Raw genomic sequence first — 16,463 nt, forward strand, 5'->3', positions numbered from 1 at the left:
GGGTGGTGGCCCCGCGCTCGCCGCGCCGGGGAGGCCCCTTCGCGCGATGGCCGCGCGGGCGGGGGAAGCCGGCGTCAGGCCAGCATGCCGCTGCGCAGCTTGGTGAGGGTGCCGGTGAGAAGACGCGAGATATGCATCTGTGAGACGCCGAGTTCGGCGCCGATCTGCGACTGCGTCATCTCCTGGCCGAAGCGCAGCTCCAGGATGCGGCGCTCCCGGTCGTCGAGTTCCTCGAGGAGCGGTGCCAGGGTGTGCAGGTTCTCCATCGTCTCCATGGCCGGGTCGGGTCCCCCCATCACGTCGGCCAGGGTGCGCGTCGGCGTGGCCGCGCTGTCACCACCGTCGGTGGGCGACTCCAGAGAACCGGCGGTGTAACCGTTCGAGGCGACGAGACCGTCTATGACCTCTTCCTCGGTGATGGACAAGTAAGCGGCCAGCTCCTTGACGGTCGGCTCGTGGTCCAGGCGGCCGGCGAGCTCCTCCTTGGCCCTGGCGAGTTCCACGCGCAACTCCTGCAGCCTGCGCGGGACATGTACGGCCCAGGTGGTGTCCCGGAAGAACCGCTTGATCTCGCCGACGATGTACGGGACGGCAAAGGTGGCGAACTCGACCTCGCGGCTGAGGTCGAACCGGTCGATGGCCTTGATGAGGCCGATCGTGCCTACCTGAATGATCTCTTCCATGTCGCCGTTGCCCCGGTTGCGGAAGCGGCGGGCCGCGAACTGCACCAGGGTGAGGTTCATCTCGATAAGGGTGTTGCGTGCGTACTGGTATTCGTGCGTGCCTTCTTCCAAGGTCTGCAGCTTGTCGAAGAACATCTTCGACAGGGCCCGGGCATCCTTGGGCGCCACCTTGTCCGTGTCCTCGATCCAAGGCAGCGCTCCTTCGACGGCGGACGTCTCGTCCGTCTGTGCGGTGCCGGAAACCTGTTCAGAGATCAGTGTCATGTCTCTACCTCCCCTGGTGGTCAAACGCTTCCTCGTACGGCCCCTGCCCCCGCATATGGGAGGCATGTGCGTTGACCCAAATTTTCTTGCTGCGGGGAAATAGTTGTCTCAGTGCATCGTACGATGTGGGAGGTTGCCCGGCTTCAGCCAGGCATTCGCCCAGACCTGACAGCTCCAGCCGCCGGTGTGACTACTCGGGCGCCCCGTGTTGGACTGAGTGCAGGCCCCCTACGCCGCAGACAGGCCGACCGGGGGGTGCTGTCGGCCGGGCTCCAACTTCGGTGTCGCTTAACGAGAAGCAGGATCACGTGGACAGATTCGCTGCCGTCGAGCGGGCGCTGCGCAACGCAGCACCCCATTTGCTGCTCGATGTCGTGACGGGGGCGTTGCGGGAGCAGTACGGGGTCGAGCAGGTTGAACTGCGGCTCGCCGACTACGGCTTGACCACCCTTCAGAGGGTAGAGGACGTACCGTTCACCACCGAACCGGTGTCGCTCCACGACAGTCCGCAGAGCAGGGCCTTCGGAGCCCAGGAGCCCTACGTCGAGCCCAAGGTCGTGCAGGGCACGGCAACCGTGCACATGCCGGTGACCGTCCGGGGTGACCGGATGGGTGTTCTCACCGTCAGCCTCCCCGAGGAGCACTGCGGCCAGGGGCACCTCGCGGAGATGCAGCGCATCTGCGAGGCGCTGGGCCACGAGATCATGGTCGCCGAACGCGACACCGACCTGTACCTCCTCGCGCGCCGGGCCACCCGCCTCACACTCGCCGCCGAGATGCAGTGGCAATTGCTGCCGGGGCACGCGGTGTCGCGTCCCGAGTTCGCGCTGGGCGCCCATCTGGAGCCCGCGTACGCGATCTACGGCGACAACTTCGACTGGTCGGTCTCGGCGCACCACCTCACGCTCACCGTGACCAACGGCATGGGCCAGGGGATGGAAGCGGCGCTGCTCACCAACCTCGTCGTGAACGCGCTGCGCAACGCCCGCCGCGCAGGTCTCGATCTCGCCGGCCAGGCGAGCCTGGCCGACCAGGCCGTCTACGCGCAGTACCGCGGTGAGCTGCACGCCTCGGTCCTGCTGCTGCGCTTCGATCTCGCCACCGGCGAGGTGGAGGCCGTCGACGCCGGGTCCCCCCGCATGTGGAGGCTCCGCGGGCGGTCGGTCGAGTCCGTCGACTTCGACGCACAGCTTCCCCTCGGGATGTTCGAGGAGACGGCCTACGTCGCGGAGCGGCTTCGCCTGGAACCGGGCGACCGCATTCTCGTGGGCAGCGACGGGGTCTTCGACAGCGTCTCGCGGACGGGGGAGCGGTACGGGGAGCGGGCCCTTGCCCGGTCCATGTCCGCGCATCGCCTGTTGCCGGCCTCGCAGGTGCCGCAGGCGGTGCTGCGCGATCTCGGGGATTACCGGGGGGCGCTGCCGCTGGAGGACGACGCCCTGGTGGTCTGCCTGGACTGGTTCGGACGGGTGTGACGCGTGGGGGCGGGGCGGTGAAGGTCGGCCCGGGCGCCCGGCGGCGGCCCGGCTAGCCTACTGAGCGCCAGGTTCTGGCTTCTTTGCCGTCCTGCCCCGGCGCGGACGCTACGTCCCGAAAGGCTCTGAGTCCTTCGAGCAGCGCGCGGCGCGCCTTGGGCGGCATGGCGTCGATGGTGGCCATGAGTATGCCCTCGCGTCGTTTGCGCAGGTCGGTGAGGTAGGCCCGGCCGAGGCTGGTCAGGCGGAGCTCCAGCTCCCGTCTGCTGACCGGGCTGGGCGTGCGTTCGATCAGCCCCGTGGCCTGCAGCCGGTCGCACAGGCGGCTCACCGAAGGCGGGGCCGACTTCAGGGCCTCGGAGAGCATCCGCAGGTTGATGCCCTCGTCGCGGTCCAGTGCGTACAGCACGCGCAGCTGGGACGGAGACACGGGCCCGGTCGGCACGGCCTCACGCCCCTGCTCCCACATGACCTCGAGCAGTTCGATGAACTCGGAACCCGCATGAGCCGCATCCCGGGACCTGCGATCGGGTTCGGGACTCAGCCCCATATCGATGACACTCCGATCGACGTCGTCTCTCTCGTACATCTTGCCACCGGGGCACGGTCCACACACCGAGACCTGGTCGGCTGACAAGGAAACGCGGGTCGCGGAGAGCGAAGAGCGTGCTTGCGACGTGTGGCAGCCCCGAGAATGCGCGGCGACCCCGTCGGTCTTCCTCCGTTGACGGGGCACGGTGCGACGAGAGCGCTGAAGGTGCACGCAACACCGGATCGCATCTCGGCGCCGACGGTTGTGCCAGGAAGCATAGTGGAAACCGGCCCGGTCTTCGCCGACCGGTCGGGGATTCGAGAGAGCCGGGAGCCCTCGGCGAGCGGGTCAGGGCGGCACGCTCGCCGCCGCACGCCGCGATCATGCCCCGCCGACGCGGGGCGCCCGGCATCAACAACGCGTAAAGACTGCCGGGATACGGCAGTGCGCCGGGACCGGCCCGCGGACCAGGATGGTCATGGCAGGAACGGGGGGCGAGGTTCCGGTGCCGGATCGCGCGAGCGGGCTCCGGCACCGGAACCCGAGCCGCACGGGGGGGCGAAGGGGGTGGCGGGATGGGGGAGTTTCTCCACTCCGTGGCGGGATTCCCGGCCATCCTCTTCAGCGCCGCCCTCCCCGTGGTCCTGGGCTTCTGGCTGCTTGTCGCACTCGGCGGCGCCGATGCCGACAGCTTCGACGCGGACGCGGACGCCGGGGCCGTGGGCCTCAGCGGTGTGCCGGTGTCGGTGGCTGCGTCCCTGCTGACGGTGGTGGGCTGGTTCACCAGCCTGACCGGTTCGATCCTGATCGGGCGCGCCGCCCCGGCCGGACTGGTGCACGCCGCCGCGGACGTCGCTCTCCTCTTCCTCTCCCTCCTGCTCGCCTGGTGCGTGACCCGCTACCTGGTACGTCCGCTGGCCAGGCTGTTTCCCGAAGGGACGCCCCGGACCGCGCCCCGCGAGGACCCCAACTGATCTAGGACAGTCCCGCACGCTCCAGGCAGCCGGCGATCGCCGCTGTCTCGGCCGTGTCCAGCGCCCGCATCGGAGGGCTCATCACCTGCGTGGTGATGATGCCGCGCAGCATCAGGGCCGTCTTGAACGCGCCGAGCCCGGCGGCCGTCGCGGACGTCGTACCGGGCCGGGCGGCGCGGACGATGTCGAAGAGGGCGACCAGACGGTCCTGCTCTGCCTTGGCCGCCGCCCAGTCGCCGCGCACGGCTGCCTCGTGGAGGCGTACATATCCGTGCGGGTCGACATTGGCCAGGCCGGGGACCGAGCCGTCGGCGCCCGCCAGCATCATCGCGGCGACGACCAGCTCGTGGCCCGTGAGCACGGAGAACTCCGGCAACTCGGCCGCGCCCAGCGCCAGTCGGCGGAACGAGCCGTCGTCGCCGCTGGAGTCCTTCACCCCGGCGAGCACGCCGTCCGCGGCCAGCGGGAGCAGCAGCTCCGGGTCCAGCTTGCTGTGGACGCAGACAGGGACGTCGTACGCCAGGAGCGGCAGGTCGACCGCGGCGCCGATGTCCCGGAAGTGCCGCTCGATCTCCGTGGTGTGGGTGCGGGTGTAGAAGGGGGCGGTGGCCACGATCGCGTCGGCGCCCAGACCGGCCGCGGCGCGGGCCCGCTCGATCGCCCGGTTGGTGGTGGTCTCGATCGCTCCGACCAGTACGGGTACCTGGCCCGCGGACGCTGCCGTGATCACCTTGATGACCTCGTCCTGCTGTCCGGGCGTCAGATACGCGGTCTCCCCCGAGCTGCCGAGGGCGAACAGGCCGCTGACGCCGCCGTCGAGGAGGTGGTCGACGACCCGCTCCAGGGAGGGGCGGTCGATCTCGCCGTCCGCGCCGAGCGGGGTGACGACGGGCGGGATGACACCGGAGTGGCGCGGGACGCGGGCGGTGGCGGCGGTCATGCGGTGCTCCTTGCGGACGGTACGGGGGCCGGATCACCGGCGAGGTTGAGGGGCGTCCGGGGGTGGACGCAGTGCCAGCGGTGGCCGTCCGTGCCGGTGCTCCGGGCGGGGAAGGCGGTGGTGCAGGCGTCGTCGGCCTTCCAGCACCGGGTGCTGAAGGGGCAGCCGGGCGGTGGGTTGGTGGCCGAGGGGACCGGACCCGCCAGCACGATGCGTTTGGTCGCCTCTAGCAGGCTGGGGGTCGCCGAGAGCAGTGCCTCGGTGTACGGGTGGGCGGGGGAGCCCGCCACCTCGGCGGCCGGGCCCTCCTCGACGACGCGGCCCAGATACAGCACGGCGATGCGGTCGGCGAGATAGCGCACGGTCTGGATGTCGTGCGAGATGAACACCATGGCGAGGCCGAGGCGTTCGCGCAGGTCGACCAGGAGGTTGAGGACCTGGGCGCGGACGGACACATCGAGCGCGGAGGTCGGTTCGTCGGCGACGATCAGCTCCGGTTCGAGGGCGAGCGCGCGGGCGATGGCCACGCGCTGGCGCTGGCCGCCGGAGAGCTGGCCGGGCAGGGCGGCGAGCGTGTGGCCGGGCAGCCCTACCAGTTCGACGAGTTCCCTGACGCGTGCCTCGCGCTCGGTGCGGGTGCCGCGCCGGTGCACGTCCAGCGGGTCGCGCAGGATCTGGCGAACGGTGAGCCGGGGGTTGAGCGCGGTGGCCGGGTCCTGGAAGACGACGCCGACCGCCGAGCCGAAGTCGTCGCGCCGCTGGGCGGGCGACATCTCCCACAGGTCGCGGCCGTGGAAGCGGACCTCGCCCTCGGTGGGCTTCTGCAGCCCGGTCAGGACGCGGGCGAGCGTGGACTTGCCGCAGCCCGATTCGCCGACCAGGCCGACGATCTCGCCGCGCCCGATCTCCAGGGTGGCGTCGGTGAGCGCGTGCACGGCATCGCGCCGGAAGACGCCTCCGCTGCGTGCCTTGTGACGTACGTGGACGCCGTCGAGCCTGATCACAGGGCGCTCCCTTCCAACTGGTCGGCCTTCGCCGGGTGGTGGCAGGCGAAGCCGTGGTCGTTCGCGGTGCCGCGGGCGGTGAGTGCGGGCGCGGTGGTGCGGCAGAGCGCGTCGGCGGCGGCGCAGCGCGAGGCGAACCGGCAGCCCGCGCCGAAGCCCTGCGGTGCGGGGACGACGCCGCGGATCTGGTGCAGCCGGTCGGCGCCGGCCTCCAGGGAGACCACCGAGCCGAGCAGGCCGCGGCTGTAGTGGTGGGTGGGATCGGTCAGTACGGAGCGGGTGCCGCCGATCTCGGCGAGGCGGCCCGCGTACATCACGGCGACGCGGTGCGAGAGGTCGCCGACGAGGGCGAGATCGTGTGAGACGAGGACCATCGCGAAGCCCAGTTCGTCGCGCAGCCGGACGAGGAGCTCGACGACCTGGGCCTGGACGGTGACGTCGAGCGCGGTGGTCGGCTCGTCCGCGATGAGCAGGCGGGGGTCGCGGGAGAGGGCCATGGCGATGAGGACGCGCTGGCGCTGGCCGCCGGAGAGCTCGTGGGGATAGCTGCGCAGCGTGCGTTCGGGCGAGAGCCCGACAAGGCTCAGGAGCTCGGCCGGAGTCTTCGTACCGCCGCGTGAGGTCAGTTGCTTCAGCTGGGTGCCGACGAGCACGGACGGGTTGAGGGAGGAGAGGGCGTCCTGGTAGACCATCGCGATCTCCGGGCCCATCAGGGCGCGGCGCTCCTTGGGCGTAAGCGTGAGCAGGTCCCGGCCGCGGTAGCGGATCTCGCCGCTGACCTCGGCGTTGCGGGCGAGCAGGCCCATGACGGCGAGGCTGGTGATGGACTTGCCGCAGCCGGACTCGCCCACCAGGCCCAGGGTCTCGCCCTCGTGGACGGTGAAGTTCAGCGCGTCGACGACGGGGATCTGCCCGTAGCGGTCGGGGAAGCGGATCGCGAGGTCGCGTACGACGAGGAGTTCGGCGGCGTCACCCGGTACCGGCGTGATGGTCGGCTCGGTGGCGTGGATACGGCGGGCGAGCTTGGCCAGGGCGGCGTCGATGTCCACGGGGGAGGGGGCCTCGACGGGCTCGGGCGCGTCGCCCGGGGTCGGTTCGACATCGGCCCGTGCCTTCTTCGGCGCGGCGGAGGCGTCGGTGAGGCCCTCGGAGAGGATGTTGAGGGCAAGGACGGTGATCAGCAGGGCGAGGCCGGGGAAGAAGGTGGCCCACCAGCCGCCCGCGAGGAGGATCTGGCGTCCGTAGGCCAGGACGCTGCCCCAGCTGGGGTCGGGGTCCTGCACACCGGCGCCGATGAAGGACAGGCTGGCCTCGAAGATGATCGCCTCGGCGACCATGACGGTGGCGAACACCATGACCGGGGCCATGCAGTTGACGGCGACATGGCGAAGGACGATGTAGCCGCGCCGGGCGCCGATGACCTTCTCGGCCGCCACGTAGTCCTCGCCGTACTGCGCAAGGACGTTGGCGCGCACCACGCGGGCGAGGGAGGGGGTGTAGACGAAGGCGATGGTGAAGATGATCACCGGGACGCTGGTGCCGAAGACCGCCACGAGCACGGCGGCCAGGGCGATCGGCGGGAAGGACATCACGACGTCGAGGGTGCGCATGACGGATTCGTCGCCGAGCTTGCGCGAGGTGGCGGCGAGCGACCCGAGCAGCGCGCCGACGACCAGGGCGACGGCGGTCGCGCCGAGCCCGATGACCAGCGAGTAGCGCGAGCCGTGCACGACGCGGGCGAAGACGTCGCGGCCTGCCCGGTCGGTGCCGAACCAGTGGGCGCCGCCGGGGGATTGCACCGGAGTGCCGGTGGCCAGCGGGTCCTGGGTGAGCAGCGGGGCGAATACGGCCGCGAGGACGACGGCGATCAGTACGCCGAGGGCCACGCGAGAGGTGACGGGCAGGGCGCGGAAGGCGATGCCCGGTCGGGAGAGCTTCTTGGCGAGGGTGCCGGTGGCGAACATGTCACACCGTCCTGATGCGCGGGTTGACCAGCAGATAGAGCAGGTCGACGATGACGTTGACCACCAGGAACGCGATGGCGATGGTCAGTACGGTGCCCTGGACCAGGGCGACATCGCCGCCGGTGACACCTTCGAGGATGAGCTTGCCCATGCCGGGCAGGTCGAAGATCGCTTCGATGACGACGGCGCCGCTGAGCAGGTAGCCGACCTTCACCCCGAGCACGGTGAGCGGGGTGACCAGGGCGTTGCGCAGGACCGAGCGAACCACCAGGAGGACGGGCAGGCCGTTGCCGCGCGCGGTGCGGACGTAGTCCCGGTCGAGTTCGGCGACCATCGAGGTCCGCACGAGGCGGGCGAGCGAGGCGGCGACGGGCACCGCGAGCGAGAACGCGGGCAGCGCCATGCTGGTGAGCCAGCCCCCGAACGAGTCGGCGGGGTTGGTGTATCCGCCGGTCGGGAAGAGCCGGACGTTCAGCGCGAACTGCTGGATGAGCAGCACCCCGAGCCAGAACGAGGGGATGGCCACGCCCGCCATGGAGAACACCCGGAAGAGCTGGTCGGGCCAGCGGTCGCGGTACATCGCGCCCAGGACGCCGGAGACGACGGCCAGGACGACGGCGAGCAGCAGACCGAGGAAGGTCAGCTGGAGGGTGAGCGGGAAGGCGGTGCTGATCCGGTCGGCGACGGGCTGGCTCGGCGGGACCGTCACTCCGAGGTCGAAGTGCAGCAGTTGGCCCAGGAAGTCGAAGTACCGCACGGGCAGCGGATCGTTGAGGCCGTTGGCCTCGGCGAAGGCCGCGCGGGCCTCGGGACTCGCGCTCTCGCCGAGCGCGTTGAAGGCCGGGTCGGCCGGCGAGAACTGCAGCACCACGAAGACCAGCAGCGCGATGCCCAGGATCATCACCGGCATCATCGCGACGCGACGCAGCGCGAGCCGGAGAAAAGCAACCATCGTTCGGGTTCCTTGCGGTCGGGCGGACGGGGCCGGGGCGCCTGCCGAGGGGCCCCGGCCCGCTGAACACGGGCGGGGCGGCGAGCGTCAGGCGCGGGCGACGTCCAGGAAGGACAGACCGGTGGTGGGCAGCGGCTCGAAGCCCGGCAGTGACTTGTCCGTCCAGGCCGTGGGTAGCTTGCGGTGCAGGATCGGGTAGAGCGCGGCCTCGTCGGCGACCAGGTCGGTGACCTCGCCCCACAGCTCCTTGCGCTGCTGTTCGTCGGCGGCCCTTGCGGCCCTGTCCAGGGTCTGCCTGACCTTCTTGTACGCGGGGGACTTGGCCCAGCCGTAGCGCTTCTCGGGCCAGAACCCGTAGTAGAACCAGCGCAGCAGGAGGTCGGCGTCGTTGCCGAAGACGGACGGGTCGCCGGGGGCGACGAGCACGTCGAAGTCACCCTTGTCGATCTTCGCGTACTGGGCGGGCGACTGGGCGATGCTCAGGGTGACCTTGACGCCGGCCGCCTCCCAGCTCTCCTTGAGCAGCGGGGCGATGTCCTTGACCCAGCCGGTGTCGGTGGTCAGGACGGTGAAGGAGAGGTTCTTGACCCCGGCCGCGGCCAGCAGCTTCTTCGCCTTGGCCGTGTCGTGGGTGTACACGGTGGCGGCCCGGTGATAGTCGGGGTGGGTGGCGGGCACGTACCCGGTGGCCGGTTCCGCGTTGCCGACCATCGCGGTCGAGATGATCTTCTTGGTGTCCAGGGCGTAGTGCAGCGCCTGGCGCACCCGCTTGTCGGCGAACCGTTCGTCGGCGGTGTTGAACATCAGGAAGAGCAGGCCGAAGGACTGCACGGACTGGATCTTCGCGGAGCCCGCGAGGCGCTTGACGTCGATGTAGGGGACGTCCTCGATCGCCTGGACGCGGCCGGACTCCATGGCGCTGACGCGCGCCGAGGGGTCGGACATGAGTCGCCAGATCATCTTCTTGGCCTTGGCGGGGTGTTCGCCGTTGTACTTGTCGTACGCCTCGAAGACGATCTTGTCCTCGCGCACCGCCTCCACGAACTTGTACGGCCCCGAACCGACCGGCTTGGCGTCGAATGCCTTGGGGTCCGGCTCGACGATCTTCTTCGGGACGATCCGGACCACCGCGATACGGGAGGCAAAGAGCGCGAAGGGGTGCTTGAGCTTGAACTCGACCGTATCGGCGTCCACCGCCTTCACCGTGTCGATGAAGGGCACGAACTGCGCCATCAGCGAGGCGTTCTTCGGATCCAGGATGCGTTCGAAGCTGAACACCACGTCGTCGGCGGTGACCGCGGATCCGTCGTGGAAGGTCGCGCCCTTGCGGAGCGTGGCCCGGTAGGTGGTGGCGTTGATCTTCTTCGGCATCTCGGTGGCGAGGGCGGGCCGGGCCTCCAGTGTGGCCGGGTCGAGGTCCACCAGGCCCTCGAAGATGTGCATGTTGGCGGCGTACGGCGTCGCGCCCGAGGTGATCATGGGGTCGAAGCCGGTCGACAGGGGGTAGGAGAGGCCGGCCTCGATGAGGCCGCTGCCGCCGCCCTTGTCCGCCCCGCCGTCGGTGTTCGACGAGGGCCCGCCGCAGGCGGAGATGCTCGTCGTGATGGCCGCCGCGGTGCCGATGGCGGTGGTGTAGCGCAGGAAGGTGCGGCGCTCGAATCCGGCTGATCTCAGCTCGGGCACGGGGTCCTCCAGGGACGTCGGCAAAGCTCGATGAAGCTTGATGAAGGGGAACGCGGGGCGGGGAAGCAGCCGAGGGGAACGCAGGATCGCGGGGGACCGTGCAACCTCAGGCATCAGACGTCAGATGTCTGATGCCTTGATAGCGTGGGAACGTAGCTTGACAATCGAAAGGGGTCAAGAGGTGGGGAGTTCACCCATGTCCGGTGCGAAGCCCGTGCCCGGTGCGCAGTCGGTGTCCGGCGCGAAGCCCGGGCGGCAGCTGCTCCGGCAGGAAGTCGTCGAGGGCATCAAGCGCTACATCCTCGAGGAGCGGCTCCGCCCCGGGGACCCGCTGCCCACCGAGCCGGCTCTGTGCGAGGCGCTGGGCGCCAGCCGCTCCAGCGTCCGCGAGGCCGTCAAGATCCTCAACGCCCTTGACATCGTCGAGGTCCGTCACGGCCACGGCACCTACGTCGGCAGGCTGAGCCTGTCGGCCCTGGTGGAGAGCCTGACCTTCCGCGGTCTGCTCTCGCCGGGCGACGACTTCCAGGTCCTCGCCGACCTCGTCGACGTACGCGAACTCGTCGAGCGCGGGATGGCCGACCGCATCGTCACGGCGCTGGACCCCGGTCAACTCGACACGCTGCAAGGTCTCGTGGCCGACATGCGCGAGCAGGGAGCGGGGGAGGGGCGCGGTTTCGTGGAGGCGGACCGGGCCTTCCACGCGCTGCTCGTGGAGCCGCTCGGCAATGAGCTCGTCGAGCAGCTCTCGATGGCCTTCTGGGACGTGTACGCGATCGTCGCGCCGCATCTGGACGGGTTCACGCACGCCGACGAGACCGAGACCATCGCCGCGCACCAGAGCATCGTGGATGCCGCGCGGGCCGGTGACGTCGCCGGTTTCATGAAGTCGCTCGGCGAGCACTACGCGCCGGTGCGGCGCCGGATCTCCGAGGCTCGCGCGCGGGACGCCGCACAGGCCTGACCTGGCAACTCGTCCTCCTGGAGGCTCTGCCGTGGCAAGTGTCCGGCAGAGCGGAGCCCTTGACGACCCCTGAGAGCGCTGCCTAGGGTCCCGTCAGCCGCCAGGACATCAGACGTCTTCTGTCTGGTGGTCCGGCGTTCAGCATCCCGGTCCCACCCCAGGAGGGCACCTCCATGCCGCTGACGGACCTCTCACTGGCGGACTGCCGCGCCTACCGGCCCGAACTGGCGGAGCCACCCGACTTCGACGCCTTCTGGTCGCGCACCCTGAACGAGGTGTCCGCAGGTGGAGCGAGCCCGCCGGAGTTCACCCCCGTCGACACCGGGCTCACCCAGATCCGTACGTACGAGGCGACCGTGGGCTCGCGGGTGTGCTGCCCGACGTGCCCTTCCTCTGCAACGTCCGGCGGGGTGCGGAGATCGCGGCCGTGCCGCCGTACACGGAGATCGCCGAGTACCTGAGGCTCCACCGCGACCGCGCCGAGATGGTGTTCGCGACCCTCTCGTACTTCGACGCCGCACTGTTCGCCGCCCGCGCCACCGCTCCCGCGCTGTTCTCCATCGCGCTGATGGACGAGGTCTGCCCGCCCTCCACCTGCTTCACCGCTTACAACCGCTACGCGGGCCCCAAGGACGCGCGGATCTACGCGTTCAACGGGCACGAGGGCGGCGGCGCTTACCAGCAGCGGGAGCAGCTCGCCCGGGTGCGCTCCCTCCACCCCGATGCGCGGGGCGGTCACCACCGTGTGGTCGCCGCCCCGCACTAAAGATGATCAAGCCCCCTCCGGCCAAGCCCCCTCCGAGAAGAGAGATCGTCCATGCAGCGAAGAGTCCCCCTCGCCCTGCTGTCCGCCGCAGCGCTCCTCGTCACCGTGACCAGCACCGCGCACGGCGCCCCCGCCGCCTCCGGTGAGCTGACCTCCCAGGACCTGACCACCAACGGAGTGGGCTCGCCCTACTACCGCATCCCCGCCCTGACCACCTCGGTCAAGGGCACGCTGCTCGCGGCCTACGACGCCAGGCCCACCCTGGGCGACCTGCCGGGCAACCTCGGCATCGTGCTGCGCCGCAGCACCGACGGCGGTGCCACGTGGAAGGCGCAACAGGTGGTGCGCAAGGACGCCGCGCCCAAGGGGCACGGCGATCCGAGTCTGCTCGTCGACCGCACGACCGGCCGGATCTTCGTGTTCTACGCCTCCTCGGTGAACCAGGGCTTCGCGGGATCGGGCACCGGTAACGACGAGAGCGACCCGGACATCCTCCAGGCCGACTACAGCTACTCGGACGACGACGGGGTGACCTGGACCCACCGCCGCATCACCAAGCAGATCAAGAACCCCGCGTGGGCCGGCATGTTCGCGGCATCGGGCGAGGGCATCCAGCTGCGGCACGGCCCGCACAAGGGCCGGCTCATCCAGCAGTACGCCGTCCGCATCAACGGCGCCAACTATGCGGCCAGTGCCTACAGCGACGACCACGGGGCCACCTGGAAGATGGGCAATCCGGTGGGCCCCGGCGGGGACGAGAACAAGACCGTCGAGCTGTCCGACGGCACGGTCATGCTCAACAACCGTTCCAAGCCGTACCGGACGATCGCGTACTCGTCCGACGGCGGGGTCAACTACACCCCGTTCAAGCAGGACACCGAGCTCACCGACCCCGCGAACAACGCCTCGATCATGCGGTACAACCCCGGGGCGCCGGCCTCGAATCCGCAGTCCTCGTGGCTGCTCTTCAGCAACACCGAGGACGCGACCACGCGGCGCAACCTCACCGTCAAGATGTCCTGCGACAACGGCGAGACCTGGCCGATCAGGAAGGTCGTCGACCCCGGCAGCGCGGCCTACTCGACGCTGACGAAGCTGCCGGACGGGCGTATCGGACTGCTCTACGAGCGCGGCGACTACGCACACATCACGTACGCGTCCTTCGGCCTGGACTGGCTGGGCGGCACCTGCGCCGACATCACGATCGCCCCGCCCACTGCCCTGAAGGCGGACGCGAGCGCGGAGGTCGAGGTCCGGGTGGTCAACCGGATGGACAAGCGGCGCGCTCAGGGCACCGTCGATCTCGCCGTGCCCGGCGGGTGGACGACGCGCCAGGTCACCGTGCCCGCGCTCGATCCGGGCGAGGGGGCCACCGTCAGGGTCCCGGTCACCGTGGCGCCGGACGCCTCGGGCAGCGCCAAGCTCACCGCCACCTACCAGACCGGCGGCAAGCGGGCCTCGGGCAGTGCGACGGTGGCGATCACTTCGTAGCCGGTTCCAGGCGGGTGCGGATGCCGTCGAAGTGGGTCCGCATGGCGCGCACCGCGCGTTCGCCGTCGCCCGCCGCGACCGCGTCGACGATCTCGCGGTGCTGGGCGCAGGTGACTGACGGGTCCTGGTGGCCGTCGTCGAGGTCTTCGCGTACGCGGTCCATGGCGGCCCAGAACGCGTCGAGAACCTCGCTGAGCAGATGGCTGTCGAGCGAGGCGTAGAGCGCGAGGTGGAAGGCGCGGTCGGTGGAGCGCGCGACGCGGCCCTCGCGTGACTCGGTCTCCATCTCGCCGACGAGGGCGCGCAGGACGGCGAGGTCCTCGGCCGGTATCCCGGCCGAGACCGCGCCGACCAGGCCCGCCTCCAGCGCCTCGCGCACCTTCATCAGCTCCAGGAGCCCCGGCTCGCCCAGGCGGTGCCGGACGGCGGCCCGGAAGGCCAGACCCTCGGCGAAGGGCGAAAGGGACAGCGAGCCGACGAAGGTGCCGTAGCCCCGCCGGATCTCGACGACGTTGACGGCCTGCAGCGCCTTGAGCGCCTCGCGCACCGACACCCGGCCGACCCCGAAGAGCTCGGTCAGCTCGGTCTCCGTGGGCAGCGGGTCACCGGGGGCCAGCCTGCGCTCCAGGATCAACTCCTTCAGCTGGCGCTCGGTGTCCTGGGCCGTGGTCGGGCGAGCCACAACATCCTCCTGAGGTGCGATTGCCCCTTGACCGGTGGCGGGAGCATCTGTTTAAGGTGAGGCAAGACGTAGGACATCTTACGTCCCATGTTCCGGTCCACGCCATCGCGGTCATCGCTGCGAGCGGCGGACCGATGTCTTCACCTGAGCTGGAGCCCTCACCATGTCTCTGTCCGCACCGCTGCGCGGCGTCGTCCCGCCGGTCTGCACCCCCCTCGACACCCGCGGAGAGGTCGACACCACGTCCCTCGCCCGGCTCGTCGACCACCTCGTCGACGGGGGAGTGCACGGCCTGTTCGCCCTCGGCTCCACCAGCGAGGTCGCCTACCTCACCGACGAGCAGCGGGCCACGGTCCTGGAGACCGTGGTCAACGCCGCCGACGGCCGGGTCCCGGTGCTCGCAGGAGTGATCGACACGACGACCGCACGCGTCGTCGAGCACGCCAGGGCCGCCGCCCTACTCGGCGCGGACGGCCTCGTCGCGACCGCGCCCTTCTACACCCGCACCCACGAGAAGGAGATCGCCGGGCACTTCCGCCGCCTGCGCGCGAGCGTGGACCTGCCGCTGTTCGCCTACGACATCCCGGTGGCCGTGCACAGCAAGCTCTCGACCGGCCTCGTGCGCGCCCTGGCCGAGGACGGCACCCTTGCCGGACTCAAGGACAGCAGCGGCGACGAGGGCGGACTGCGCCGCCTGATCGTCGAACTGGGCGGACGCGAGGGCCGCGCGCAGGGCCCCGCCCCGCTGTTCAGCGTGCTCACCGGATCCGAACTGACCGTGGACGCCGTCCTCCTGGCCGGTGTCGACGGCGTCGTGCCGGGCATCGGCAACGTCGACCCGGCCGGATACGTGCGCCTCTACGAAGCCGCGCGGGCCGGTGACTGGGCGCTCGCCGCCAAGGAGCAGGAGCAGCTCGTCGAGCTGTTCGGCATGGTCGACGTGGGGCCGGAAGCGGACATGGGCCGCAGCTCCTCCGCGCTCGGCTCCTTCAAGGCCGCCCTCCAGCTGCTCGGCATCATCGAGTGCGGGGACACCGCCTTCCCGCAGATCCAGCTGTCCGCCGAGTCGGTCGCCCTGGTCGCACAGCGGCTGCGCGCCGCCGGTCTGCCGCCGGTCCGATGAGCTCCGGCTCTTCCGCAGGGGCCGCGCTCATAGGCCTCGACCTCGGCGGCACGAAGATCGCCGCGGCGCTGGTAGGCGCGGACGGCAGCGTCCTGGCCCGGCACACCCGGCCCACGCCGGCCGCCGCCGGTGCCGATGCCGTGCTCGACGCGCTGGCCGCGGCCGCCGCCGAGGTCGATCCGGACCGCGGCGCCACGGCGCTCGGCATCGCCGCCGCCGGAGTCATCGACCCCCGCACGGGCCGGGTCACCAGCGCCACCGACTCGATCAAGGGCTGGGCGGGCACGGCCCTTGCCGCCGGGCTCGCGGACCGGACCGGACTGCCGGTGGCCTGCGACAACGACGTACGGGCCACGGCAGGTCCGGAGCTCGCGGCGCTGGACGCGGAGCACGGTTCGCTGCTGTTCGCCGCGATCGGCACCGGAGTCGGAGGCGCCGTCGCCGTCGACGGGCGCATGCTGCACGGCGCCGCGGGCATCGCGGGACACCTCGGCCATGTGCCGAGCCCGCAGGCGGCCGGTCTTCCCTGCACCTGCGGCGCCACCGGACACCTCGAAGTCATCGCGTCGGGGCCCGCGATCACCGCCCACTACCAGCGGCTCACGGCCACCTCCGCGGACCGTCTGGAGACCGTCGCCGCGCGGGCAGCGCAGGGCGACACGGACGCCGTCCACGCGATCACCACCGGCGCCGTCGCCGCCGGACAGGCGCTCGGCGGACTCGCCAACACGCTGGGCCCCGACCGGGTCGTCGTCTCAGGCGGCGTCCCCCGCCTCGGCGCCCTGTACACGGACGCCCTCGCCGCCGCCTTCGCCGCGGAACTGATGCCGCCCCTGCGCGGCCTGACCCCGCGGGCCCCGCTGTTCGGCGCCGACGCGGCGGTGCTCGGCGCCGCCGCCCTCACCGCGAGCCTGCCCCTCCACCACCCCGGAGCCCTCCGATGACCACACGAGGAGCCTCCGCCGA

At 70.8% G+C, this 16,463-nt stretch carries 15 protein-coding genes and 1 pseudogene; 8 read left to right on the forward strand and 8 right to left on the reverse strand.

The window, feature by feature from the left end; all coding sequences use genetic code 11:
• Positions 1-74 precede the first annotated feature (74 nt).
• On the reverse strand, positions 75-947 hold the full coding sequence (locus ACWFR3_RS16055; RefSeq protein WP_453735173.1) for an RNA polymerase sigma factor SigF: 873 nt from the start codon (positions 945-947) through the stop codon (positions 75-77).
• Positions 948-1,255: 308 nt separating this feature from the next.
• Between ACWFR3_RS16055 and ACWFR3_RS16060 the strand changes: the two genes are divergently transcribed.
• Positions 1,256-2,422, forward strand: a complete 1,167-nt coding sequence (locus ACWFR3_RS16060; RefSeq protein ID WP_453735174.1) for a PP2C family protein-serine/threonine phosphatase — start codon at positions 1,256-1,258, stop codon at positions 2,420-2,422.
• A 52-nt stretch (positions 2,423-2,474) separates the two neighbouring features.
• Here ACWFR3_RS16060 and ACWFR3_RS16065 read toward each other — a convergent pair whose 3' ends face one another.
• Positions 2,475-2,972 (reverse strand): MarR family winged helix-turn-helix transcriptional regulator, encoded by a 498-nt coding sequence (locus ACWFR3_RS16065; protein ID WP_453735175.1) that lies wholly within the window; start codon positions 2,970-2,972, stop codon positions 2,475-2,477.
• 557 nt (positions 2,973-3,529) lie between these two features.
• Here ACWFR3_RS16065 and ACWFR3_RS16070 point away from each other — a divergent pair.
• Positions 3,530-3,928: a hypothetical protein gene (locus tag ACWFR3_RS16070; RefSeq protein WP_453735176.1), complete on the forward strand. Its 399-nt coding sequence runs from the start codon at positions 3,530-3,532 to the stop codon at positions 3,926-3,928.
• Position 3,929: 1 nt separating this feature from the next.
• Here ACWFR3_RS16070 and ACWFR3_RS16075 read toward each other — a convergent pair whose 3' ends face one another.
• The 5 genes from ACWFR3_RS16075 to ACWFR3_RS16095 form a co-directional block, all read right to left on the reverse strand.
• A complete protein-coding gene (locus tag ACWFR3_RS16075) occupies positions 3,930-4,868 on the reverse strand; it encodes a dihydrodipicolinate synthase family protein (RefSeq protein ID WP_453735177.1) in 939 nt (312 codons plus the stop codon).
• A complete protein-coding gene (locus tag ACWFR3_RS16080; protein ID WP_453735178.1) occupies positions 4,865-5,872 on the reverse strand; it encodes an oligopeptide/dipeptide ABC transporter ATP-binding protein in 1,008 nt (335 codons plus the stop codon). Before ACWFR3_RS16080 ends, ACWFR3_RS16075 begins: the two co-directional genes overlap by 4 nt.
• Positions 5,869-7,836, reverse strand: coding sequence for a dipeptide/oligopeptide/nickel ABC transporter permease/ATP-binding protein (locus ACWFR3_RS16085; protein WP_453735179.1), 1,968 nt, complete (start codon positions 7,834-7,836; stop codon positions 5,869-5,871). Before ACWFR3_RS16085 ends, ACWFR3_RS16080 begins: the two co-directional genes overlap by 4 nt.
• Position 7,837: 1 nt before the next feature.
• On the reverse strand, positions 7,838-8,788 hold the full coding sequence (locus ACWFR3_RS16090; RefSeq protein ID WP_453735180.1) for an ABC transporter permease: 951 nt from the start codon (positions 8,786-8,788) through the stop codon (positions 7,838-7,840).
• 87 nt (positions 8,789-8,875) lie between these two features.
• Positions 8,876-10,471: an ABC transporter substrate-binding protein gene (locus ACWFR3_RS16095; protein WP_453735181.1), complete on the reverse strand. Its 1,596-nt coding sequence runs from the start codon at positions 10,469-10,471 to the stop codon at positions 8,876-8,878.
• Between the two features lie 232 nt (positions 10,472-10,703).
• On the opposite strand from ACWFR3_RS16095, the gene ACWFR3_RS16100 reads away from it, so the two are divergent.
• The 4 genes and pseudogenes from ACWFR3_RS16100 to ACWFR3_RS16115 all read left to right on the forward strand — a co-directional run bounded on the left by ACWFR3_RS16100 (position 10,704) and on the right by ACWFR3_RS16115 (position 13,692).
• Positions 10,704-11,435, forward strand: a complete 732-nt coding sequence (locus ACWFR3_RS16100) for a FadR/GntR family transcriptional regulator (RefSeq protein ID WP_453735295.1) — start codon at positions 10,704-10,706, stop codon at positions 11,433-11,435.
• 173 nt (positions 11,436-11,608) lie between these two features.
• Positions 11,609-11,896 (forward strand): acetylxylan esterase, encoded by a 288-nt coding sequence (locus tag ACWFR3_RS16105; protein ID WP_453735182.1) that lies wholly within the window; start codon positions 11,609-11,611, stop codon positions 11,894-11,896.
• Positions 11,794-12,201: pseudogene (locus tag ACWFR3_RS16110) on the forward strand (acetylxylan esterase); the annotation flags it as partial. The gene ACWFR3_RS16105 and the pseudogene ACWFR3_RS16110, both read left to right, overlap by 103 nt.
• Positions 12,202-12,252: 51 nt before the next feature.
• Positions 12,253-13,692 carry an exo-alpha-sialidase gene (locus ACWFR3_RS16115; protein WP_453735183.1) on the forward strand — a complete coding sequence of 480 codons (1,440 nt, stop codon included), beginning with the start codon at positions 12,253-12,255 and terminating at the stop codon, positions 13,690-13,692.
• On the opposite strand, the gene ACWFR3_RS16120 is transcribed toward ACWFR3_RS16115, so the two are convergent.
• Positions 13,682-14,374, reverse strand: a complete 693-nt coding sequence (locus ACWFR3_RS16120) for a FadR/GntR family transcriptional regulator (protein WP_453735184.1) — start codon at positions 14,372-14,374, stop codon at positions 13,682-13,684. The two genes, ACWFR3_RS16115 and ACWFR3_RS16120, sit on opposite strands and share 11 nt — an antisense overlap.
• A 163-nt stretch (positions 14,375-14,537) precedes the next feature.
• Here ACWFR3_RS16120 and ACWFR3_RS16125 point away from each other — a divergent pair, with 163 nt between their 5' ends.
• Together ACWFR3_RS16125 and ACWFR3_RS16130 are read left to right on the forward strand one after the other, a co-directional pair.
• On the forward strand, positions 14,538-15,497 hold the full coding sequence (locus tag ACWFR3_RS16125) for a dihydrodipicolinate synthase family protein (RefSeq protein ID WP_453735185.1): 960 nt from the start codon (positions 14,538-14,540) through the stop codon (positions 15,495-15,497).
• The gene (locus ACWFR3_RS16130; RefSeq protein ID WP_453735186.1) at positions 15,494-16,441 is read left to right on the forward strand and encodes an ROK family protein; all 948 of its coding nucleotides are present in this window, start codon (positions 15,494-15,496) and stop codon (positions 16,439-16,441) included. Before ACWFR3_RS16125 ends, ACWFR3_RS16130 begins: the two co-directional genes overlap by 4 nt.
• Positions 16,442-16,463 lie beyond the last annotated feature (22 nt).

It is taken from the genome of Streptomyces sp. NPDC055189 (assembly GCF_053606765.1).

Coding starts and splice junctions, on each gene's coding strand:
- ACWFR3_RS16055 (WP_453735173.1), bottom strand. CDS start 947: ATGACACTGATCTCTGAACAGGTTTCCGGCACCGCACAGACGGACGAG.
- ACWFR3_RS16105 (WP_453735182.1), top strand. CDS start 11,609: ATGCCGCTGACGGACCTCTCACTGGCGGACTGCCGCGCCTACCGGCCC.
- ACWFR3_RS16075 (WP_453735177.1), bottom strand. CDS start 4,868: ATGACCGCCGCCACCGCCCGCGTCCCGCGCCACTCCGGTGTCATCCCG.
- ACWFR3_RS16125 (WP_453735185.1), top strand. CDS start 14,538: ATGTCTCTGTCCGCACCGCTGCGCGGCGTCGTCCCGCCGGTCTGCACC.
- ACWFR3_RS16130 (WP_453735186.1), top strand. CDS start 15,494: ATGAGCTCCGGCTCTTCCGCAGGGGCCGCGCTCATAGGCCTCGACCTC.
- ACWFR3_RS16115 (WP_453735183.1), top strand. CDS start 12,253: ATGCAGCGAAGAGTCCCCCTCGCCCTGCTGTCCGCCGCAGCGCTCCTC.
- ACWFR3_RS16065 (WP_453735175.1), bottom strand. CDS start 2,972: ATGGGGCTGAGTCCCGAACCCGATCGCAGGTCCCGGGATGCGGCTCAT.
- ACWFR3_RS16085 (WP_453735179.1), bottom strand. CDS start 7,836: ATGTTCGCCACCGGCACCCTCGCCAAGAAGCTCTCCCGACCGGGCATC.
- ACWFR3_RS16090 (WP_453735180.1), bottom strand. CDS start 8,788: ATGGTTGCTTTTCTCCGGCTCGCGCTGCGTCGCGTCGCGATGATGCCG.
- ACWFR3_RS16070 (WP_453735176.1), top strand. CDS start 3,530: ATGGGGGAGTTTCTCCACTCCGTGGCGGGATTCCCGGCCATCCTCTTC.